Genomic DNA, 19,563 nt, shown 5'->3' with positions numbered 1-19,563 from the left:
CCAGCGGTGAAGTGCCGGGGTGCGACTGGAGCGGCGCCGAGGGGTCGGCTGATTCCGGGGAACCCGTGCGTGGGAGACCGGGTGGGTTTCGGGAGACACAAGGGGACGGGGGTTCATCTGGTACCGGATGAACCCCCGACTTATGAAGTGGTTGATCTGAGCAGAACATGAGCCAGAAGCTGAGGATGGCGAAATGTTCCACCACCGGTAAGTGTAGTGGACTCGTGCTGGCGGGCAACGCCATTCGGAGTTTCACCCGTGAAAAAAGGGAAAGAATACGACTGAAATGGGTAGCGCCGCCGATCGGTGTGGTATCCGTTGAATCCTGGTGAATCATCCGGGAGGTTTGATGAGAATCTGGTCGCTGCATCCGGAATACCTCGACAGGCAGGGATTGGTGGCCTGCTGGCGGGAGTCGTTGTTGGTGCAGAAGGTCCTCGCGGGGCAGACCGTCGGTTACACCCGACATCCGCAGCTCGCCAGGTTCAGGGTCCTCGACGATCCGCTGGCCGGGATTGGGTCCTACCTGCAGGGACTCGCGGACGAGGCCGTGCGGCGGGGATACAGGTTCGACGTCACCCGGATCCAGAAGCCCGATCAGGGGCTCACGCTCACCGTCACCCGCGGACAGCTCGACGTCGAGGCCTCCCATCTGCTCGCCAAACTGAAGGAACGCTCACCCGATCGGGTTCCCGGATTCCCTGCGTTCGCGGATCTGCGTGCGCACCCACTGTTCACCGTCGTCCCGGGGCCGGTGGCCGAGTGGGAGCGTGCCCGGCCGTGATATCCCGACGCTTTTTCCTCCGGGTCACAGAGCCCGTGCGATCAGTTGCGCGATCTTCACGGCCTTGAGGAGAACCGGCCTGGTCGCCAGCGCTGTGGTGTTCGGTAGGTCGATGGCGATCCCTGCGGCCTGCACCTCAGGCAGGTGGTGCAGTACCGCTTCCAGGAGCGTCGAGTCAGGGGCCGGGATCGTCTCCTGGTCCGCGATCTCCTCCGCGATGGTGGTCAGCAGCGGCCACACGAGGGCCAGGCCACCCATGTCCGCGATGCGTCCCAGTGTCGTGGCGATCTTCGGGACCGACACTCTCCAGGACCTCCGCCACGGACTGTTCCAGGCCGTGACGAGGTCGTCGGGGATGAGGCGTTCCTCGTCCCAGGCGGTCAGTATCAGGGCGGCGGTGCGGTCGCGTTCCTTTTGCGTCGCCTCGGAGGTCAGGACCAGGGAGACGAAGGACGCGACCGGCCCGAATCGGGGCGCCGTGGCCACGATGTACTCGAAAATGTTGAGGGCGAATGTTCCCGCGGCCTGGAGCGCCAGTCCTGCGGGGCGGGCCGAGTGCTCGGGCAGCAGCACCAACGCCCACGGATCCTCCTGACTGGGATGGATCGGTCGGTAGGGAAGACCCCAGTGGCTGCGGATACCCAGCAACTCGTGAACGGCGGGTTCGTCGCCGCCGACCTCCACGCGCATGGGTGATGCGACCCCGTTCTGCGTCTCGGAGGTGGGCAGGAATCGCAGTTCATCGGGCCGTGCCGGATGGGTGCGCCAGTGGTCGATCACCGTGGCGAGGTCTGCCGTCACGTTGTGAATGGGTTGTTCGAATGCCGACAGGTCTGCGGGGGTTTCTGCGCGGTCGAGTCGTGCGAGGGCGACCGCAATGTCTGTGGGGAGCACTTTCACCCCGGCTTTCCGGTAGTGCCGTGCACGCCCGGCGAACACATCCCAGGCGATGTGGAAGTCGGCATGGGTGGGGGTGGACAGCAGACAGGGCAGCTCGCCGAGCCGGTTGAGGGCCTCGACGGCCCGCTGGGCGGCCAGGAGGGTCAGGGGTTTCGAGTCCGAAGTCGTCGGGTGCTGTGGCTCACCGTCGGTGCGTCTGCCCAGTCTTCGCAGCAGCCGGGCCAGGAGCGATCTGTTGGAATTGACGTACCTGCTGCTGGTGCGCACCACGTGCCTGACCCGGTTCGGGCCACGAGCGTGCGCCGTCGCCACGAAAGCGGCCAGGGCGTGTTCCTGAAGACCGGGGTTGCCGCGTCGGTCCGCCTCGAGTTTCACGATCAGCGTCTCCAAATCGAGATCGTCGAGGACGAGGGTAGTGCTCGAGAGGCCGCGCAGCGGCTGTGGACAGCGGCCCGCGGGTGCACGCCACAGACCGGGTTTCCTGAGTGTCGTCTCCGAATGATCGGCAACGGTGGAGGCCGGGACGGATGTGGGAGACGGTTGCTGTCCGGATTCCTCCGAGGGGCCGCTGGCGCCGTGGCTCCAGTGCTCCAGGAGCTGTTCTGCCAGCGCTGCGCTGGTGGTGTCCTGCTGTGCTGCGATCAACCGGACCGCATCAAGGAGGTCCTGTGACGGTGTGAGGATTCGCGAGACGGCTTTCATCATGACGCGTCTCAGGCTTTTCTGCTGGTGTGGCAGGACGGTGAGCGCCAGGTTGGTGAGATCGGTGTCGGCGAGGTCGGCGGAGAGCAGCTGTGTGACGGCCAGCCTCACGAAGGAGCCGCCGGCTCTGGGCAGTGCCGTGAACACGTGGCGTCGTTCGGTTCGGAGCAGGGGGATCAGGTCGAGTCCCTCCAACCACAGCATCGCGACTCGTTGGGCGGTTTCCCGGTCACCGCGGGCGAAGATCTGGAGCAGGGCCCGCAGCAGGGCCGGGTCGTCGGTGGGTTCGACGGCACGCAGGTTCTGGATGTCGTGGGCGATCTGTTTCCGGTAGGCGATTTTGTCACTGAGACGAATCACGAAGATGTTGGGTGTGGCGCAAGCGGCGATGAACCTCTTTTCCCAGCGGCAGCCAGAGGTGGGGTTCGAGTGGTGTCGCATCCAGCCCAGCCAGTAGCGGGGGTCCGCGGGCAGGGGCAGGCCGAAGGCATCAATGAGGGGATCCAGCAAGGGAGGAAGGTGCTCGCCCAGGCTGGCTTTCTTGAGAGCGGTCGCAATGAACCTGCGTGCCCATTTCTCGTCGTGGGTTGAGATTCTTTCCGCAACGTAGTCGTGTGCCGGCTTGTCGTTCGCGAGCCGTCGGATGGACCACGTGGTCAAGGAAGCGACAAGCTGTGCGGGTGTGACATCCAGGAAGGCAGCCAACACGATGCAGTGATGCTCCGAGCCGACGGGTGCCCTGCGGCGCAGCAACGGTAACGATCTCGCGGCCAGGGTGCGTTGTTCCGGTGAGAGCCGGCCCAGTTCGTCGAGCAGCTCTCCGGTTGTCCTGCTCCGGTTCACAATCCGATCGAGCGTCAGTTCCTCCGGGGTGAGCGACCTTTCTGTCATGTTCCTGTTGTCCCATCAATCAGCGGTGTTCGGCGGGCGTCCTGCTCAGCTCGACGGCCAGGAGGTGCTTGCACACTCCCCGCGACCCCGCGTGACCCTGCCACCAGGGGCAGGTGCAGCTCGGCGGTTCGGTGCGGACGATGTACTCGTCGTGGTCACCCCGTACACGGAAGGTCCCGAGATGCCCCTCAAACGGCTGCACTGCTCTGGCGGTGACGAGGCGTTTCGCATGCTTCAGACGCGGGTTGCCCTTGATCACCCGGTCGGCATCGCTGGGCAGCTCCCGGTGGAAGTAGGCCTGTTCGTACAGGTCGAACCCCACCCTACCGTCGCCGGCTAGCACCGCCAGGCCTTGTTCTGTGCGTTCCTCGCCCAATCCGGTCTTCGCCGCCAGCGAGGCGATCTCGATGCGGGGCTCGAACGCCAGACAGGCCGAGATCAACGCGGAATCGTCGACGGCGGTGGGGGCGGCCAGTTTCGTCAGCAGCGCTCCTTCGCCCGAGAAACCCCGGTAGTGCTCGGCGGTGAGGGTGAACGTCAACCGCCCGTGGGGCAGCGAGAACTCCCACACTGATGCCGCCATGGGTGCCTGCGGCAGGCCATAGACCCGCATCCCCGTGATCTGCGGACCGAGGCGGCGGGCCGCCCGCAATCGGTTCAGACCTTCCGCGTACACGGTGCCCTTCCCGGGGCGCAGCGCCGGTTTCACCCCCATCCGTGAGACGCTCCAGTGCCCCGCGCGACCTGCCCCCGAAGGCAATGCCGCCAGGAACTTGCGGGCCTGCACGGCTGGTGTTTCTCCGATCAGCTTTAATTCCCGGGTCAGTTCCTGCGACGATCCGAGCGCCTTCAACCAGCGATCCGGTAGCTCCACCTTCCGTTCCACGTGCGTTGCCTTGGGGGTGGAAACGCGCAGCTCGTCGTTGCCGACGGCCAGGTGCATCAGTTCTGACGATGAGACCTGCCCGAGTGCGTCCCGCAGCGGCTGATTGATGTCGACGTTGGTGGTGCCGTGGCGGATCTCGCCCCCGTCGAAGGCGGCCGCCAGGAGGTCCAACCGTACCCCGACGGTGTTGCACGCCGAGAACACTTCGAACCGCAGGCGATCCCCGTTGGCGGTGCAGATCGGGTCCCGCATGCCGGTGGGGGCCGGCTGGAAGTACCGGGTCCGGGCCACATCGGCCAGCACGAGCAGACCGCGGGCCAGCACGAGCGGCTGGGCGGCGAATCCCGAGAAGAACTCGGGCGCCTCGGTGAGGCCCTTGGGGGTGAGGGCAGGAGCCAGTTCCAGGGTTAGGCCGGTGTCATCGAGAATCGATGCCGAGGGGAACGATCTCATGATGGAACCGTATCGAGGAACACCGGCAAATACTGGGGAAAAGTCAAACAAGTGGAGGGCAGGGATGCTCTTCGTGCCCCGAGAGCACGCCCTGTGGCGGTGGCGTTCGCGCCACTCGGATGCCGGGGAAGGTTCTGGCTTCCTATGTGTTTAACATCCGTGGTACGCATGTTAAACACATAGCGGCTCTCTGTGGTGATCCATGCGGGCGGTAACCTCACCGAGGGCGTGGCGTACGCGATGCGACCCTTCGGATGGTGGCTCGTGGAAGTGGAGGAAGTCCGTGAGGCGAAATCTGATTCCTGAGATCGGATTGACGATCTGTTTCGTCGCTGTTCAGTTGGTCGGCGTGCTTGCGCTGGGATGGCCGGCCGGCAACATACTTCTGCTGCTGTGGTTCGAGAACCTACTGCTGACGCTCATGACCATTCCCCGGATGGTGGTTTTCCGTCGTTTGCCGGAAGGCGGCTGGTGGCAGGTCATCGGAATGGCTTTCGGCATGCTGTTTTTCTGCGCGATCCATTTGGTGTTCTCCGCCCTGCTCGCCCTCATGTGGCGGATCGAGATCACATGGGTGGCGCTCGGGGTGCCTGCCTTCCTGCTCGTGATCCGGTATGTGGTAGAGGCCGTCGGGCGCAGTCGAGACGAGGAGCCGCCGGAGGATTTCACGCAGACCTACGCCTTCGTGTGGCCACGGATCATCATGCTTCACCTGATGATCCTCTTGTGTTGGACGGTCGCTTTGGGTGGTTCTGCTTTCTCCTCCGTTCACATGCAGGGGGCTATTGACCAGGCCACCATCCGCGTGGTGAGCGTGGTGGTGTTCCTAGTCTGCAAGGCCGGTGCGGAGATCTACATGACCTTGCGCCCCTTGAGAAGAATCCCTGGTTGAGATCCTGGGAGCTCTTCGGCGAGGTCGATCTCATCGGCGGATGGTGCTGGGTGGGTGACCTGCGAGCGTCGGCGTGGTTGAAGCCGGGCGGCGGGTTTCCCGGTGCATGTGCTGGGGCTTGCTTGTCGGTGGAGGTTACGGGTGTCAAAATGAGCCGTCACGTTTGGGGCTCGGAGAGGAAGACCCATGGATCATGAGACCGCGCGGTGCGGAGTGTTGGACGCAATCCCGCTGCTGGCCTCGAAACGATCCGAGAAGAAGGTGATCACCGCGCTGTGGGAGAAGGGATACGAGCGCGCGGCAGCCGAGCAGCTCGCCCTTCTGGTGCCCTCCGCGCTGGCTTGGCCGCTCTGCCGACGGGCCGGGCTTAAGAATTTTCCCGACCATTTCGTCGTCGCCGATGACCGCGGTCGCGAGATCCGGGTTCCTGTCGCTGACCTGCACTACTTCACCGCAGCACTGAAGCTGGGGATCGACACCTTCGAGAACGGATGGCTGGAGGAGGTGCCCCGCAGAGTCTACGAACAGGTGGTCAGGCGGAGTGCGGAGCTGGACGCGCTGGGCAAGACCCTGGAGCAGGGGGGTGACCTGTCGGGAAGCACCATGCAAGCACTGATGATTTACGTCAAGGATGCCGAGGCCTTCGTCAGGTCCGTTTCAGTCGGCTGAGTCCTGCCCCATCAAGCCGGGAAACCAGCTGCCGTTCTCGAGGGCCCCAGAGCCAGGCTGATTGTTGTGGTGCGCCGAGGGCTGCTCTGTTGGGAGTCGCGATGCGGGGTGACGCCGGGGTCCTCTCAGGTGGCCTTGGCCAGTTCGTCGCGGACCGTCATGAGGGCGAAACCCAGCAGGTTCAGTCCGCGCCATGCGTGTGGATCGGTGATGCGGTCGTCGTCGGCGGCCAGGCCGACCCCCCAGATGCGGTCCACGGGGCTCGCCTCCACCAGCACCCGTTCCCCTGTGCCGAGCAGGAACTCCTTCAAGTCGGGGTGCTGGGAGAACTTGGCCCGGTTGCCTTCCACCACGAGATTGAAACGGTGCGCGTCCCAGCGGTCCTGGTCGAAGCCGCGGACCTCGCGTCCCAGCCGTTTCGCACAGTCCGGGTGGGAGGCGGCGACGATGCGATCCGCGGCCCTGTCATCACCGAAGAGCCGCGCCTTCCCTGCCATCATCCAGTGCTCAGCGGTGGCGTAGCGCACCCCGTCGATCTTGAAGGGCGAGGCCCACCACTGGCTGAGGCAGCTGCCCGAGAGGGTGCCGTTCGCGGTGGGTCGGTGTCCCCAGAAGTACAGGTATTTCATCTTCTGCTTCCTGGCCGTGCGGGCCAGCAGCCAGTCCAGGTCGTACATGACCCCTCCAGTGACTGTGTTGTGCGGGATGACAAGCCCTGATCCTAGTGCGCGTGGAGCGATTACCGGGTTTTGTCGGCGGCGTGTGGAAAGCTTGTTCCGTGACGATCCTGGAGCTCCCCTTCCCGCACGTGGACCCCGTGGCGATCGCCATCGGGCCCGTGCGTATCCACTGGTACGCCATCATGTATCTGCTGGCGTTCGCCATGGCCTATGGGTTGATGCGGCTGAGGCTTCGTCATCAGCCCTTCGCATCGATCACGACACCATCCGCGTGGGTGTCCACCGACATCGAGGATCTGCTGCTCCACGGCATCGCGGGCGTGATTCTGGGAGGGCGGCTCGGTTACGTGGTGTTCTACCAGCTCGGCCACTACGTGACCCATCCGCTGGACATTTTCAAGGTCTGGGACGGCGGCATGAGCTTCCACGGCGGTGCCATCGGCGTGGTTGTGGGGATGATGCTCTTCGCCCGGCGACGGTCCCGGCCTTTCCTGCAGGTCGCCGATTTCTTGGTGCCCTCCGTTCCCATCGGGCTTGCTGCCGGGCGGATCGGGAACTTCATCAATGGGGAGCTGTGGGGTCGCGCGGCCTCCTTGGACCTGCCCTGGGCGATGCGTTTCCCCAGCGGTGGCAACGTGTTGCGTCATCCGTCGCAGCTCTACCAGGCCCTCCTCGAGGGGGTGCTGCTGTTCGTGCTGCTGTGGTTCTACGCCCGCAAACCGCGGTTCCGCGGCCAGGTGGCCGCCGCCTTCCTGGCCGGCTACGGCCTGTTCCGGTTCATCGTCGAGTACTGGCGCGAGCCCGACTCCCAGCTCGGGTTCCTGTCGCTCGGGTTGTCGATGGGGCAGTGGCTATCGGTGCCGATGATCCTCGCGGGTGTCGCGCTGTGGCTGTGGGCTCGGCGTCGCGGCATCTCCGACGTGCAGGAGCCTGCCGATGATCCGGGGGAGGAAACCGCCGGCGAGAATCCCGAGGAGAACGCGGATGAGGACGGCGAGAAGGAATCCACCGGGACTGTGGAAGAGTCCCTGCAAACTGTGGACGAGGCGGGGGAAACTTCCGCGGAGAAAAACGAAACTCCAAGTCAAAGCTGAAATCCCCAACCACAGTCGGGTTTTCCACAGGGTTGTGAACACTGTGGAAAGTGCCTTTGAAGGTGGCTGAGTGCAGCTGCGACGAAGGAGTGGTTCGCGTCGGAACCATCCAGCGGCTGAAAGACGGACCCGACCGCAGGCCCTCGGACATGCGCGTGATGGTTCGGTTCAATCGGCGCTGGTTTCGATCACCAGAGCGCCCGGGCCGGTGACGGCGTGGCCTTCCGGGACCGGGCCGTGCTCGCCCCACGCCGCCAGGACCTTGCCCTCCACGGGGATCTCCACCAGCCGGTCCTGGGCCCGGGTGGTGGCCACGACGGTGGTGCCCCGTCGCATCAGGACCGTGTCCTCGTCCAACACCTCCACCGACACCTCCGCCAGCGATCCCGAGGCCAGCTCCGGGCGGTCGCGACGCAGCCTCAGCAGTTCCTGGTACCAGGCCAGCATCCGGGCGTGGTCGGGTTTGGTGATCTCATCCCACCGCAGCGTCGCCGACTCACGGGTCGCAGACGACTGCGGGTCCGGGATGATCTCCGCGTCCCAGCCCATGCGTTCGAATTCGCGGGCGCGACCCTCGGTCACCAGCGGACCCAGTTCCGGACCGAGGTGGCTGAAGAACGGGAATGGCGTTGAGGCGGCCCACTCCTCGCCCATGAAGATCAACGGGGTGAACGGCGACAGCAGGTACAGCGCCGCCGCGGCTGCCTGGCAGTCGAGCGGGATGGAGTGCGAGATCCGGTCGCCGACGGCCCGGTTGCCCACCTGGTCGTGGTTCTGCAGTGAGGCTACGAACGAGTGTCCGTCGTACAACTCCGAGGTGGGGTCGACGGGCGCGCCCCAGTCCTGGCCGCGGAACGTCGAGAACCCACCTTCGTGGATGAACACCCTCGTGAGAGCCTGTTGCAGCACCTCGGCGGTGCCGAAATCGATGTAGTAGCCGTCGCGTTCCCCCGTGAAGAAGGAGTGCAGCGCGTGGTGGACGTCGTCGGCCCACTGCCCGTCCATGCCCAACGCCCCCGGCACCGAACTTACCGGTGAAACCGTGGTGGGTTGGTTGCGATCCGACTCCGCGAACAGCGTGAACTCGCGTCCCGTTTCCCGTTCCCAGGCGCGTGTCTCGTCGCTCAGCTCGGCCAGGTAGTGGCGCGGGGAGTCGTCCTGGAACTCGTGGACGGCGTCCAGGCGCAGCCCATCCACCTGGTATTTCACCAGCCACTGCCGACACGCCCCCAGCAGAAAGTCGCGCACCTCGCTGCTGCCCGGCTGGTCCAGGTTGATCGCGTCCCCCCACGGGGTGTGGTGGGCGCTGGTGAAATACGGCCCGAACTGTGCCAGGTAGTTGCCCTCCGGGCCCTGGTGGTTGTGCACGACGTCCAGGATTACGCCGAGTCCGCGCGCGTGGCAGGCGTCGATGAAGGCGACGAACCCTTCCGGTCCCCCGTAGGCTGCGTGCACCGCGTACTGGCCGACGCCGTCGTAACCCCAGCCCTGTTCACCGGGGAAGTCGGCGACGGGCATCACTTCGACGGCCTGAACCCCGAGATTCAGCAGGTGATCCAGGCGTGTGATGGCCGCCTCGAAGGTGCCCTCCGGGGTGAAGGTGCCGATGTGCAGTTCGTATCCGACCGCGCCCCGCAGGTCTGCGCTGAACGTGGCGGGACGGTCGAACAGCGCCGGATCGACGATGCGACTCGGTCCGTGTGGGCCGTCGGGCTGGCTGAGGCTTCGGGGGTCGGGGAGCAGCATCCCGCCGTCGATCTGGAACTGATACAACGTGCCGGGCGGTAGCGGTTCTGACCACCACCAGCCGTCGTCGCCGCGCGCCATGATCGTTTCGGTGTCGTCGACGACGACTTCCACCATGTAGGCGTCGGGGGCCCACACCTCGGGGCGGGTGATGTCACGCATGAAGGCTCCTCGGGTCAGGGTTCGGGGTGGCTGCTGGTGCTCGCGTGCTGGTGTCGCATCAGTCGACCTGATGGACGAGCAGGGCGACGGGCAGGTCCTGGAGGATGTCGGCCAGCGGGGTGGCGCCGCCCAGGTATTCGCGCCCGGTCAGAACGTCGCGGAACCGCAGGTTGGGCAGCACCAGTTCGGCGTCGCCCCAGCCTTCCTCGTCCAGCCCCGACTGCACCCGGGTGGCGACCGTGATGGCCACAGGGGTGTCCGAACCCCGGTATCCGCGTTCGAACACCACTGCATGGCCGGTGTTCAGCGACACCGACCGGTAGTCGGCGTCCGAACCGCGGAACGCCTCCGGGTGGTCGCGGCGCAGCAGCAAGGCCCGCGACGTCACGAGAAGTTTCTCCGCATCCAGGTCGGCGGGCGGGTTCATGTCCAGCGCCGTCAGCACCCCGGAACGGCGGTAGTAGTCGACGGGGCGGCGGTTGTCCGGGTCCACCAGCGACAGGTCCACCACCTCGCAGCCCTGGTACAGGTCCGGGACCCCAGGCATGGTGAGCTGGATCAGTTTCTGCCCCAGGATGTTGGCGCGCACCGAGGGGAAGGTCAGTTCTGTGAACGCTTCCAGTGCGGCCCCCACCTCCGGGGTGGTGAGGCATGCGGTGGCGAATTCGATGACCGCCGACTCGTAGGCTTCGTCGGGGGCGGTCCAGCTGGTGTGGAGTTTCGATTCCCGCATGGCCTTGGTTAGGTATCGCGCGAGACGGTCGGCGGAGATCGCCTCGGCGCCCGCCGCCGTGCCGGGCAGCGTCCAGGTGGCTGCGAGGGTCTGCCACAAGAACAGCTCCGTGCCGCCGTCGAGCAGCGCAGGACGCAGCTCGGAGGTGGCGGCCCGCAGTTCGCCGATGCACTGCTCCCATTCGCGTGGATACTCGGTGAGGACCGCCAGTCGGGCGCGGACGTCCTCGCTGCGTTTCGTGTCGTGGGTGGACAGGGTTGTCATGCTGGTGGGCCAGTCGGCGTCCAGGGTGCGACAGAAGCCGTGGAAGTCGTCCTGGTTGATGCCGATGATGTTCGGGTCGGAGCCGACCTCGTTGACGCCGATGAACCGGTTCCAGCGGTAGAAGGCCGTGTCCTCCTTCGATTTGGCCATCACTGGTCCGCACGTCTGGGCGAAACGGACCATGAACTCGGCCCGCAGGTCCGACGGGTTGTGGGCGCGGCCCGGCAGCTGGTTGAGGATTTTCGACGGTGCGGGCAGCGTCACCGCGCCACCCATGTCGGCCTCTCCGGTTTCGCCGAGGGTCAGCGCGACGACGAGGTCGAGGGCGTCCAGTTCGTCGATCGTGAGGTACTCTCTGGCCTTCGTTGCGGCTTCGACGATGATCTCCCGCTCCGATTCCGGGGGTACCCGGCCCGGTTCGACGTAAGCGCGGTAGCGGCTGAAGTGGTACAGCAGTTCGCGGATGGCGTGGTTGAGCTGGCGACGGGTGTGGTCGCGTAGCCGGATGTCGTCGTCGCAGATGGCCATTGCGATGTTGACCAGGCGGTTCAGTTCCGTGAACAACGACTCCTTGACGACGGTGCGTTTGGCGTTGAGCACGGTGGAGGCGAATCCCTCGCCGAACCCGGACATGCGTTCCCACAGGTCGGTGAGCCTCGGGACGCTACCGGGGACGTGGAACAGGCCCGCGACTCGCAGCAGGGAGTCGTAGCCGGTGGTTCCCGCGCATTCGAAATCGGCGGGGAGGACCTCGTCGTATTCGAGGATCTTCTCCGCCACCACCCAGCAGCCGCCCGTGGCGCGTTGCAGGTCCGCGAGGTATTGGCGGGGATTGGCCAGGCCGTCGATGTGGTCGATGCGGAAACCGTCGATGAGCCCCTCGGCGTGGAGCTTGATCAGTGTGCGGTGGGTGGCCTCGAAGATGGCCGGGTCCTCGACTCGGATGGCGGCCAGGGTGTCGACGTCGAAGAAGCGGCGGTAGTTCAGCTCCTCGCTGCCGATCCGCCAATAGGCCAGGCGGTACCACTGCCGCTCCAGGAGTTCCTCCAGGGGAAGGTCCTCGGTGCCCGGTCGGACGGGGAAGACGTGGTCGTGGTAAGTGACCACGGGCTGTTCCTCGCCGTTGATGGTGTCCGTGGTGAGGTTGATGTGTTCCAGCTCCCGACCGATCCTGTTGCCGAGCACCGGCATCAGGATGGTCTGGGAGTCAGTCATGTCGAGATCGAACCAGTTCGCGTACTCCGATTCGGGGCCGCGCCGCAGCACGTCCCACAGGGCGTGGTTGTGCCAGATCGGTGTGGGGACCGCCATGTGGTTGGGTACTACGTCGACGACGACGCCGATGCCCTGCTCGTGGGCTGCCTGCGACAACCGCCGGAAGGCCTCCTCCCCGCCGCACTCCTCGGAGATGCGGGAGTGATCCACGACGTCATAGCCGTGGGTGGAACCGGGGGAGGCCTGCAGGATCGGGGAGCAGAACAGGTGCGTGACGCCCAGCGCGTGCAGGTAGGGCATCCACGCTGCGGCGTCGTCGAAGGTGAAGCCGCCGTGCAGCTGCATCCGGTATGTCGAGTTCGGTACGGTCCTGTTGGTCTCCACCCCTTCACTCTACGCAAGGCCTGTGACACCTGCTGGTGTGTCGGGCTCTTCGGGTCCTGGACATGCGTTTGTGAGAGCTGTGTCCATGGAAGTGGTTGAGCGGACCGGCCAGAGAGGCCGGTCCGCTCAGCGGTTTTCGGCTCAGGCGGTTCGCCCGGGCGTAGGGGGTGGATCAGAAGTGGCCGTCGGAGACGCCGGGCAGGGGATCCGTCGGGATTCCGTTGGTGTCGTCGCACGAGTCACCTATGCCGTCGCCGTCGTAGTCGGTCTGACCGTAGTTACGGACTGTGGGACAGTTGTCGGTTTCGTCGGGGACTCCGTCGCCATCGGTACTGATGTCGATCGTGGTGGATGCTGTCGACGTGGCGCCCGTCGAGTCCGTCACCCGGAGGCTCACCGTGCCGGAGTAGGCGGACTCCCAGGTGTGCTCGTGGGTCGGGGTGGTGGTTGACGTCTCGAAGTTGCCGTCGCCGTCAAGGTCCCACTCGTAGGCGGTGATGTTGCCGTTCGTCGAGTAGGAGCCTCTGGCGTCCAGGGTGAAAGGTGTTCCGATGGGCCGGTTGTAATGGCCGTCGAGCCAGGCGAAGGGTGCGCTGGTGATCGTCGACGCGCTGGTCTCGCGCGCGAAGGCGCTGGGAGGCGCCACCTTGCCGAGGGCCTCCGCCATTTTCTTATGGCCGATCTTGTTCGGGTGGAACCACTCCATCTTGTCGCCGGAGAAAATGGATTCAGTCAGTCCTGACTCGTCGAACTGTCCTTCGGTCTCCAAGAATTTGTTGATCCATCGGTCGTTCTTTCTGGGTTTGAGGGAAAAATTTACCAGGGAGGGATTCGGTTCATGATCCGTGAAATCATCCGGGATGGAGGAGACGTGATGCAGGGTGTGATGAGTACCGTCATTATGTGCATTCCAGTCATCGACCAGCTTTGTCTGCTCCCTCATCAAGTGGAAGTTGACGCTGTGCGCCCCGCTGGGGCTCGGATACGTGTGCTTATTGCGGCATCTTTTCTCGGAAGGAGCCAATTTTTCCTGACATCGACCCGTCACGAAATATTTAGATTCCAGGATGATATTCGGGTGGCCCATGAGAACGATGCGCGCATGGTTGTCGGGAAGGTGTGCTTCCAGATCTCTCAGCAGGCTTTCGGTATTTTTCCTGAACTCTCCTCCTTTGAAGTAGGCTGCGGCTTTGTTCACACTGCTCCCGCAGTTGTCTGGATCCTGCATGGACCTGACGAAGCAGTCCCGCGCAATCTCTCGGATGCCTCCTTCGTTGTCTCCCACGCTGAGCACGATGAGGTCGCTGTCCTTGGGAACCTGGGGTATCTGCTCGGTCCTGATGGTGTCAGTCGTCGCTCCGGAGGACGCCAGGTTGTGGTAGCTCGCAGCTATGCCTTGGTCGCGTAGCGAATTGACGTAGAGCTGTCCCCAGTTGCTGCGGCTCCGGTAGCTCTTCGACGAGTTGTTGTCGTCGTAGTAGTCGCCTGCGCCGTTGCCGGCTGCGAGGGAGTCGCCGAGCACGGTCACCACTGCGGCCTTCCCGCTGTTGGGTGGCGGGTCCGCGCTTGCGGAGTGTGTCGGCGCGAAGGTGGCGCAAAGGGCCAACGCCAGTGGGGCCAGGAGGGTCTTGCTCTTGATAGTTATCTTCATTGCTGGTTCCTGAAAAGTGAAAGACGTGAAACGGACGAATCTTCTGTGGATACATCCGCGGGGGTGGTTTAAAAGTTGAAACAATAAGCCATGACCGCTGCTTACTTTGCGATTGTAATCCAAGCTCTTTGTGGGGCTGGGAACTCGAAGCTGCTTCGCGTGTCGCCATGGAGTGGTTCCTCGTGTCTCGGATCCGCTGTGACCAGGAGGCCGCGGAGGGAAAATCTGGTTGAATTTGCAACATTCTTTGTGTTGGGTGGGGTACTCGTGGCGAAGGGTCATGCCGCATCAAAACCACCCCATGCGTGTCTGAATGATTTGGTGTTACAGGCTCTGGCCTGTGGGTGGAGCAAAGAGCAGGCAGATTCTGAGGTTCACGGTGCCTTGCCCCGGCAGAGTGAGGAATGCTGTTGATGACTGCTTTGCATCCTTTGTTGATGCCGGCGATTTCGGGTGTACTGTAGTTAGTTGATGGCGATGGTGAAGGTTGTTGCCAAGTTTGTTTCTGGGTATTGTTTGCATCTGGTTGGCGTCTTTGCTGAGATGTACAGCTGCATTTTTTCTTTGCGCGCCCATCTGGTGGTTGCTGGTGTGGGGGTTGGTTTGGCTTCTGTCCAGTTTGCTTGTTCGGCGGTTGTCATGATTCTTTGTACTGCTTCTTCTGGTGGGAGTGTTGTTTTCAGGCAGCGGGTGATGGATGGTGGGGGTGGTTTCCAGGCCCCGTCTGTGGATTCTTTGGTGCCCAAGGATTCGATGCCGTTCCAGGTTGCTGTGTAGAGGGAGTCCTGCCGGAACTCGTTTTTCTGCAGGGTTTCGGCTGAGCATCCGGTGAGGAGGAGGCATGTGGCGAGGATGAGGGCGATAGTGGTGGGTGTGGTTTGGTGGTGCATGGGTGTCCCCGGGGATTCGCGGGATTGAGAAACGGGATTCAATTGTGTGGTGCCCGTCCGTGGTGGTCGGGCACCACACGATGGGGATGTCAGCTACCTGTGTTGGGGAGTCCGGGGCGTAGTGGTGGGGTGATGCTCCGGCTGGGAGGTTGGGCAGAGGTGGGTGTTGGTTGCTGGGTTGGGTCAGGGGATATCGGTGTCGTGGTCGGAGCTGGCGGGGGTTGCTGGGTTGGGTCTGTGGTCGGGCTTTGTGGTGGCTCAGCGGTTGGCGTACTCGGCGGCTGGGTCGGTTCCTGGGTGGGGGTGGGTGAGGAAGACGGAGTCCCGGTTGGAGCCGCTGTCGGGCTTGCCGATGGTGTTGGGCTTGTTGTTGGGGTTGGGGTTGTTGAGTTGGTGGGTGCGGGGGATGGGGTGATTACTGTCGGGTTTGCTGTTGGGGTTGGGGTGGGGGTGGGTGGTGGTCCTTCGAAGACGCCGGGTTGGCGTTCTGTTGGGATTCCGTGGGTGTTGTCGCAGGCGTCGCCGATGCCGTCGCCGTCGTAGTCGGTTTGGCCGTAGTTGTAGACGGTGGGGCAGTTGTCGGTGTTGTCGGGGACGCCGTCGCCGTCGATGCTGACATCGACTTGGGTGGTGGCCATGGAGGTGGCGCCGGTTGAATCGGTTATCCGTAGCCCTACCAGACCGGAATAGGCTGCATCCCAGGTGTGCTCGAAGGTTGGGGAGCTGGATGAAACCTCGAAATCACCATCCCCGTTGAGGTCCCACTCGTAGCTGGTGATGGTGCCGTTCTTCGAGTAGGAGCCGCGGGCGTCCAGGGTGAGAGATTCTCCGATGGCGCGGTTGTAGGGGCCGTCGAGCCAGGCGAAGGGTTTGTTGCTGGCTTTCTCCACGGCAGTGGTGATCGCATCGGGGGCCGTCTGGGGGTTGTTGACCTTCACGATCTGCCCGCCGGTGCGTGTGGTGAGGTCGGCGAGTTCTGGGGTTTCGAGCCAGCCGCTGGTGTCGAATGCGTAGATCTCCACTGGATCCAGCTCGTAGGCCTTCTTCTCCACATCGGCTTTCGTGTAGCCGGTTATTGGTTCTGGATCGATCGGAGGGGCGTCTGAAATCAGGATGACTTGTTTCTGGGCTCCTGGTCGCCAGTTGAGTTCGAAGGCTTTCATATAAGCGGAGTAAGCGGCTTCTGGAGTGTCTCCTCCCCCGGTTCCTCTGATGCCTTGGAACGCTTTCTCCACGGCAGCGATATCTGATGTTAGTTCGGATCTCGTGGATGGTCGCTCTCCCCACCAAGCGGCGGGTGCTATGATTGGGAGGCCTGAGTAGGTGATCAGCCCGAAGCGGACGTTTCTGTTCGAAGTGGTGTATTTGTTCATGATTCCGGTCACCATGGTGTGTATACTCTCCGGGTCTTCTTTCATGGTGCCTGAGGTGTCGATGACGATGGCGACGTCTGTTGGAATGTTTGCGATGCCGCGGTCTCGGGTGAAGGTCGCGGAATTTATTGTCCTGTCCAAGGCCTCGCTCATCTTCTGATGCCCGATTTTGTTCGGGTGGTACCATTCCATCATGTCGAATGAGAGGGAAGCCTCGGTTTTCCCGGAATCGCCGAGGCGGCCTTGGGTTTCCCAGAACTCATTGAGCCATCGGTAATCATTCTTTGTTGCGGTGCTGGGGTTCGGTTCATGTCCCGCGAAATCGGAGCGGATGGAGGAAGCGTAGTGCACTGTGTGGCGGCTGCCGTCATTGTTCGCATTCCACTCGCGAACCAGTTGTTCCTGAGCGGCAGCCATTTCGTCCGCAAGCTGCCGTACTTTGGTGGCGGTGGGGTAGCTGAGTGAGGCGCCATAGCATCCCTGAACGCTCCGTTTGCTGCATGTCGTCAGCAGGAAGTTCGGATCATCGATGCTGAGATGTGGATACCCCATGAGAACTATCTGGGCGTGCTTGTCCGGCAAGCGTTTTTCTAGTTCGTTGAGGACGTTCTCGGTTTTCGTTCGGAGTTCTCCGCTTCGAATGAAATTTTCTGCCGATTCTATGCTGCTTTTGCAATTTATTGCATTCTGCAGGTACAGGACGAAGCAGTCTTGGGCGATCTTGCCGAAGTTTCCGTCGTTTCCTCCTATGCTGAACATGACCAGATCACTGTCCTGGGGGGTTCCCTTTATCTGTCCTGCGATGAGGTCGTCTGTCTTCGAGCCAGAGACTGCCAAGTTGTGGAAAATGGTTGCAATACCTCGGCTGCGCAGCGAATTCACATAGTGCTGTGCCCAATTGTTGCGGCTCCGATAGCTCTTCGACGAATTGTTGTCGTAATAATCGCCCGCGCCATTGCCGGCGGAGAAAGAATCTCCTAGGAGGGTCACCACGGCAACCTTTCTGTCGTTGGCTGGTGGATCGGCGCTTGCCGAGTTTGTGGTGGTGAAATTGAGACACAGGGATGCCGCCATGACGAGCAGCAGAATGCCCTTCTTGAGAGTCAGTTTCTGCACGATTTTCTCCTAAACTACCCGAAGGTGATAGTTAGAGCCAGATTGGTCTCGGGGTGTTGCTCACAGCGTATGATCGTTGTTGATACAAAAAGGGTCATTCCTCCTTCATTGGTCCCTTTGAATGCTGTCCGAGTTGCATTTGGTCCGGCGGGAGGATCTTCTCGCCAACCGTTTTGCGTGGCGGTTGCAAAAATTCGTTTGTGCACATCTTCCAGAGGGATCGTCATATTGAAACAGCGAGTCATGGCGACCGGGGAGGGTTTGGGGCCGTCGTCCTCGCTTTCCTTGAAGCCCAGGAATTCGATGCCATCCCAAGTTGCTGAGTACATGGGGTCCTTGCGGATGAGGTCGCGCTGCCTGGCGCGTGCTGAGCAGCCGCTCAGGAGCAGGCAGGCACACAGGATCAAGGTAGTGACCGTCGTTGTGGTTCGGTGGTGCATCATTGCCTCCCGGTGGGATGATGCTGACACTACCTGGGAGGACCCTCCGGGTGGAGGAGTTCGGGAAAAATTTCTCCAGAGAGCGGGGATGGGGTTTCGACTCGGGTCGCTCGTTCCTCGTGCTGCGGCTCAACCGGTTTCGGGAAGGGGTGCGATCGGCTTTCAGCTCTGCGGCTGCTGGTCCTTCCACCAGGTCAGCAGCAGGTCGCGGGCCTCGTCCTTGGGGAGGGGGCCGTGGTCCATGCGGTGGTTCAGGAGAAACTTGTACGCCTTCCCGACCTCCGGGCCCGGTGCGATGCCCAGGATCTCCATGATCTGCGCTCCGTCGAGGTCTGGGCGGATGGCCTTGATCTCCTCCTGTGCGGCCAGCTCATCGATGCGCCACTCCAGTTCCTCGTAGTTGCGACGAAGCCGGGTGGCCTTGTTGCGGTTACGGGTGGTGCAGTCGGCACGGGTGAGGATGTGGAGGCGCTCCAGTTCGTCGCCGGCATCGCGCACGTAGCGGCGCACCGCCGAGTCGCTCCAGGAGGCCTCGCCGTAGCCGTGGAACCGTAGGTGCAGCTCCACGAGCCTCGCCACCGACTTCACCGTCGCCGTCGGGTACTTCAACGCCTTGAGACGTTTGGTCACCAGCTTCGCGCCCACCACGTCGTGATGGTGGAAGGTCACCTTCGAACCCTCGAAACGGCGGGTGGCAGGCTTGCCGATGTCGTGCAGCAGGGCAGCCAGCCGATTGACGATGTCGGGTTGGTGGCCGCGAGCCTTCTCCAGGTCGATGGCTTGCTCCAGCACGGTCAGCGAGTGCGCGTAGACGTCCTTGTGACGCATGTGCTCGTCGCGTTCCAGGCGCAGCGCCGGCAGCTCTGGCAGGAAATGCTCGGCCACCCCGGTGCGCACCAGGAGATCCAGGCCCTCGCGGGGAGAATCGGTGAGCAACAGTCCCGTCAACTCGGCCTGCACGCGTTCCGCAGAGACGATGGTGATGCGCTCGGCCATCTCCTGCATCGCCTCCTGGGCCTCCGGAGCCACCCGGAATCCCAGCCTCGACGCGAACCGCGCGGCCCGCATCATGCGCAACGGATCGTCTCCGAAGGACACCTCCGCCGGGGCGGGGGTGCGCAGCACGCCGTCGGCGAGGTCACGCAACCCGCCCCACGGGTCGACGAACTCACCTGCCACGACGTCCACGGCCATGGCGTTGACGGTGAAGTCACGGCGGACGAGGTCCTCTTCGATCCGCTCCCCGAAAGCGACCACCGGTTTGCGGGAGCCGGGCCCGTAGGCATCGGCACGGAAGGTGGTGACCTCGATCTGCCACTCCTTGTCGCCATCCTTCTTCATGGCGCCAATGGTCCCGAAATCCCGACCGATGTCCCAGGTAGCGGGGGTGAAATCACGGAGAATGGCGTGGGTCTCGTCGGGCTGTGCCGAGGTGGTGAAGTCCAGGTCGTGGCCGAGCCCTCCCAGCATCGCATCGCGCACCGAACCACCGACGAGGTACAGCCGGTGCCCCGCCGCGTCGAAACGGGAACCGAGGTCGCCTATCACCTGTGAGATGCGGAGCAGCTCGGAGACGGTGTTGCGCTGGGCTTGGGTGAGGTCTGGCACAGGCGAAGAGTTTACGTGGAAGCTCCGGGG

At 63.3% G+C, this 19,563-nt stretch carries 14 protein-coding genes; 5 read left to right on the top strand and 9 right to left on the bottom strand.

The genetic code is table 11. The features are described 5' to 3' along the window. Nucleotides 1-349 precede the first annotated feature (349 nt). Nucleotides 350-784 (top strand): pyrimidine dimer DNA glycosylase/endonuclease V, encoded by a 435-nt coding sequence (locus tag V7R84_RS08865; protein WP_338568100.1) that lies wholly within the window; start codon nt 350-352, stop codon nt 782-784. A 24-nt stretch (nt 785-808) separates the two neighbouring features. Here V7R84_RS08865 and V7R84_RS08860 read toward each other — a convergent pair whose 3' ends face one another. Together V7R84_RS08860 and V7R84_RS08855 are read right to left on the bottom strand one after the other, a co-directional pair. Further along, complete coding sequence (locus tag V7R84_RS08860) at nt 809-3,277, bottom strand: DUF6493 family protein (protein ID WP_338568098.1); 2,469 nt, start codon at nt 3,275-3,277, stop codon at nt 809-811. A 19-nt stretch (nt 3,278-3,296) separates the two neighbouring features. Continuing rightward, nucleotides 3,297-4,616: an SWIM zinc finger family protein gene (locus tag V7R84_RS08855; protein WP_338568096.1), complete on the bottom strand. Its 1,320-nt coding sequence runs from the start codon at nt 4,614-4,616 to the stop codon at nt 3,297-3,299. Between the two features lie 283 nt (nt 4,617-4,899). Between V7R84_RS08855 and V7R84_RS08850 the strand changes: the two genes are divergently transcribed. Both V7R84_RS08850 and V7R84_RS08845 read left to right on the top strand, forming a co-directional pair. Continuing rightward, nucleotides 4,900-5,508 (top strand): DUF6498-containing protein, encoded by a 609-nt coding sequence (locus tag V7R84_RS08850; RefSeq protein WP_338568094.1) that lies wholly within the window; start codon nt 4,900-4,902, stop codon nt 5,506-5,508. A gap of 186 nt (nt 5,509-5,694) precedes the next feature. Continuing rightward, nucleotides 5,695-6,177, top strand: a complete 483-nt coding sequence (locus V7R84_RS08845) for a hypothetical protein (RefSeq protein ID WP_338568092.1) — start codon at nt 5,695-5,697, stop codon at nt 6,175-6,177. A 125-nt stretch (nt 6,178-6,302) separates the two neighbouring features. Here V7R84_RS08845 and V7R84_RS08840 read toward each other — a convergent pair whose 3' ends face one another. Then, nucleotides 6,303-6,854, bottom strand: coding sequence for an NADAR family protein (locus V7R84_RS08840; RefSeq protein ID WP_338568090.1), 552 nt, complete (start codon nt 6,852-6,854; stop codon nt 6,303-6,305). Nucleotides 6,855-6,955: 101 nt separating this feature from the next. On the opposite strand from V7R84_RS08840, the gene lgt reads away from it, so the two are divergent. Beyond that, on the top strand, nt 6,956-7,951 hold the full coding sequence (gene lgt, locus V7R84_RS08835; protein ID WP_338568088.1) for a prolipoprotein diacylglyceryl transferase: 996 nt from the start codon (nt 6,956-6,958) through the stop codon (nt 7,949-7,951). A 168-nt stretch (nt 7,952-8,119) separates the two neighbouring features. Here the strand turns inward: lgt and treZ are convergent, their stop codons facing one another. The 3 genes from treZ to V7R84_RS08820 all read right to left on the bottom strand — a co-directional run bounded on the left by treZ (nt 8,120) and on the right by V7R84_RS08820 (nt 14,106). Next, entirely contained in the window at nt 8,120-9,859 is a 1,740-nt protein-coding gene (gene treZ / locus V7R84_RS08830) for a malto-oligosyltrehalose trehalohydrolase (RefSeq protein WP_338568086.1), read from the bottom strand. 58 nt (nt 9,860-9,917) lie between these two features. Then, complete coding sequence (treY, locus tag V7R84_RS08825) at nt 9,918-12,455, bottom strand: malto-oligosyltrehalose synthase (protein WP_338568084.1); 2,538 nt, start codon at nt 12,453-12,455, stop codon at nt 9,918-9,920. 172 nt (nt 12,456-12,627) lie between these two features. Further along, nucleotides 12,628-14,106, bottom strand: coding sequence for an SGNH/GDSL hydrolase family protein (locus V7R84_RS08820; RefSeq protein ID WP_338568082.1), 1,479 nt, complete (start codon nt 14,104-14,106; stop codon nt 12,628-12,630). Nucleotides 14,107-14,574: 468 nt separating this feature from the next. On the opposite strand from V7R84_RS08820, the gene V7R84_RS08815 reads away from it, so the two are divergent. After that, nucleotides 14,575-14,883, top strand: a complete 309-nt coding sequence (locus V7R84_RS08815) for a hypothetical protein (protein WP_338568080.1) — start codon at nt 14,575-14,577, stop codon at nt 14,881-14,883. Nucleotides 14,884-15,085: 202 nt separating this feature from the next. Here V7R84_RS08815 and V7R84_RS08810 read toward each other — a convergent pair whose 3' ends face one another. From V7R84_RS08810 to V7R84_RS08800, 3 genes are all read right to left on the bottom strand, one after another. Next, a complete protein-coding gene (locus V7R84_RS08810) occupies nt 15,086-17,485 on the bottom strand; it encodes a GDSL-type esterase/lipase family protein (RefSeq protein WP_338568078.1) in 2,400 nt (799 codons plus the stop codon). 14 nt (nt 17,486-17,499) lie between these two features. Continuing rightward, nucleotides 17,500-17,928: a hypothetical protein gene (locus tag V7R84_RS08805; protein WP_338568076.1), complete on the bottom strand. Its 429-nt coding sequence runs from the start codon at nt 17,926-17,928 to the stop codon at nt 17,500-17,502. Between the two features lie 159 nt (nt 17,929-18,087). Continuing rightward, nucleotides 18,088-19,533, bottom strand: a complete 1,446-nt coding sequence (locus V7R84_RS08800; protein WP_338568074.1) for a CCA tRNA nucleotidyltransferase — start codon at nt 19,531-19,533, stop codon at nt 18,088-18,090. Between the last annotated feature and the right edge of the window lie 30 nt (nt 19,534-19,563).

The organism is Arachnia propionica (genome assembly GCF_037055325.1).
Taxonomy (GTDB): Bacteria; Actinomycetota; Actinomycetes; order Propionibacteriales; family Propionibacteriaceae; genus Arachnia.
Note: the sequence above shows the minus strand (reverse complement) of the source record. Positions and strands in the feature narration are given on the sequence as shown.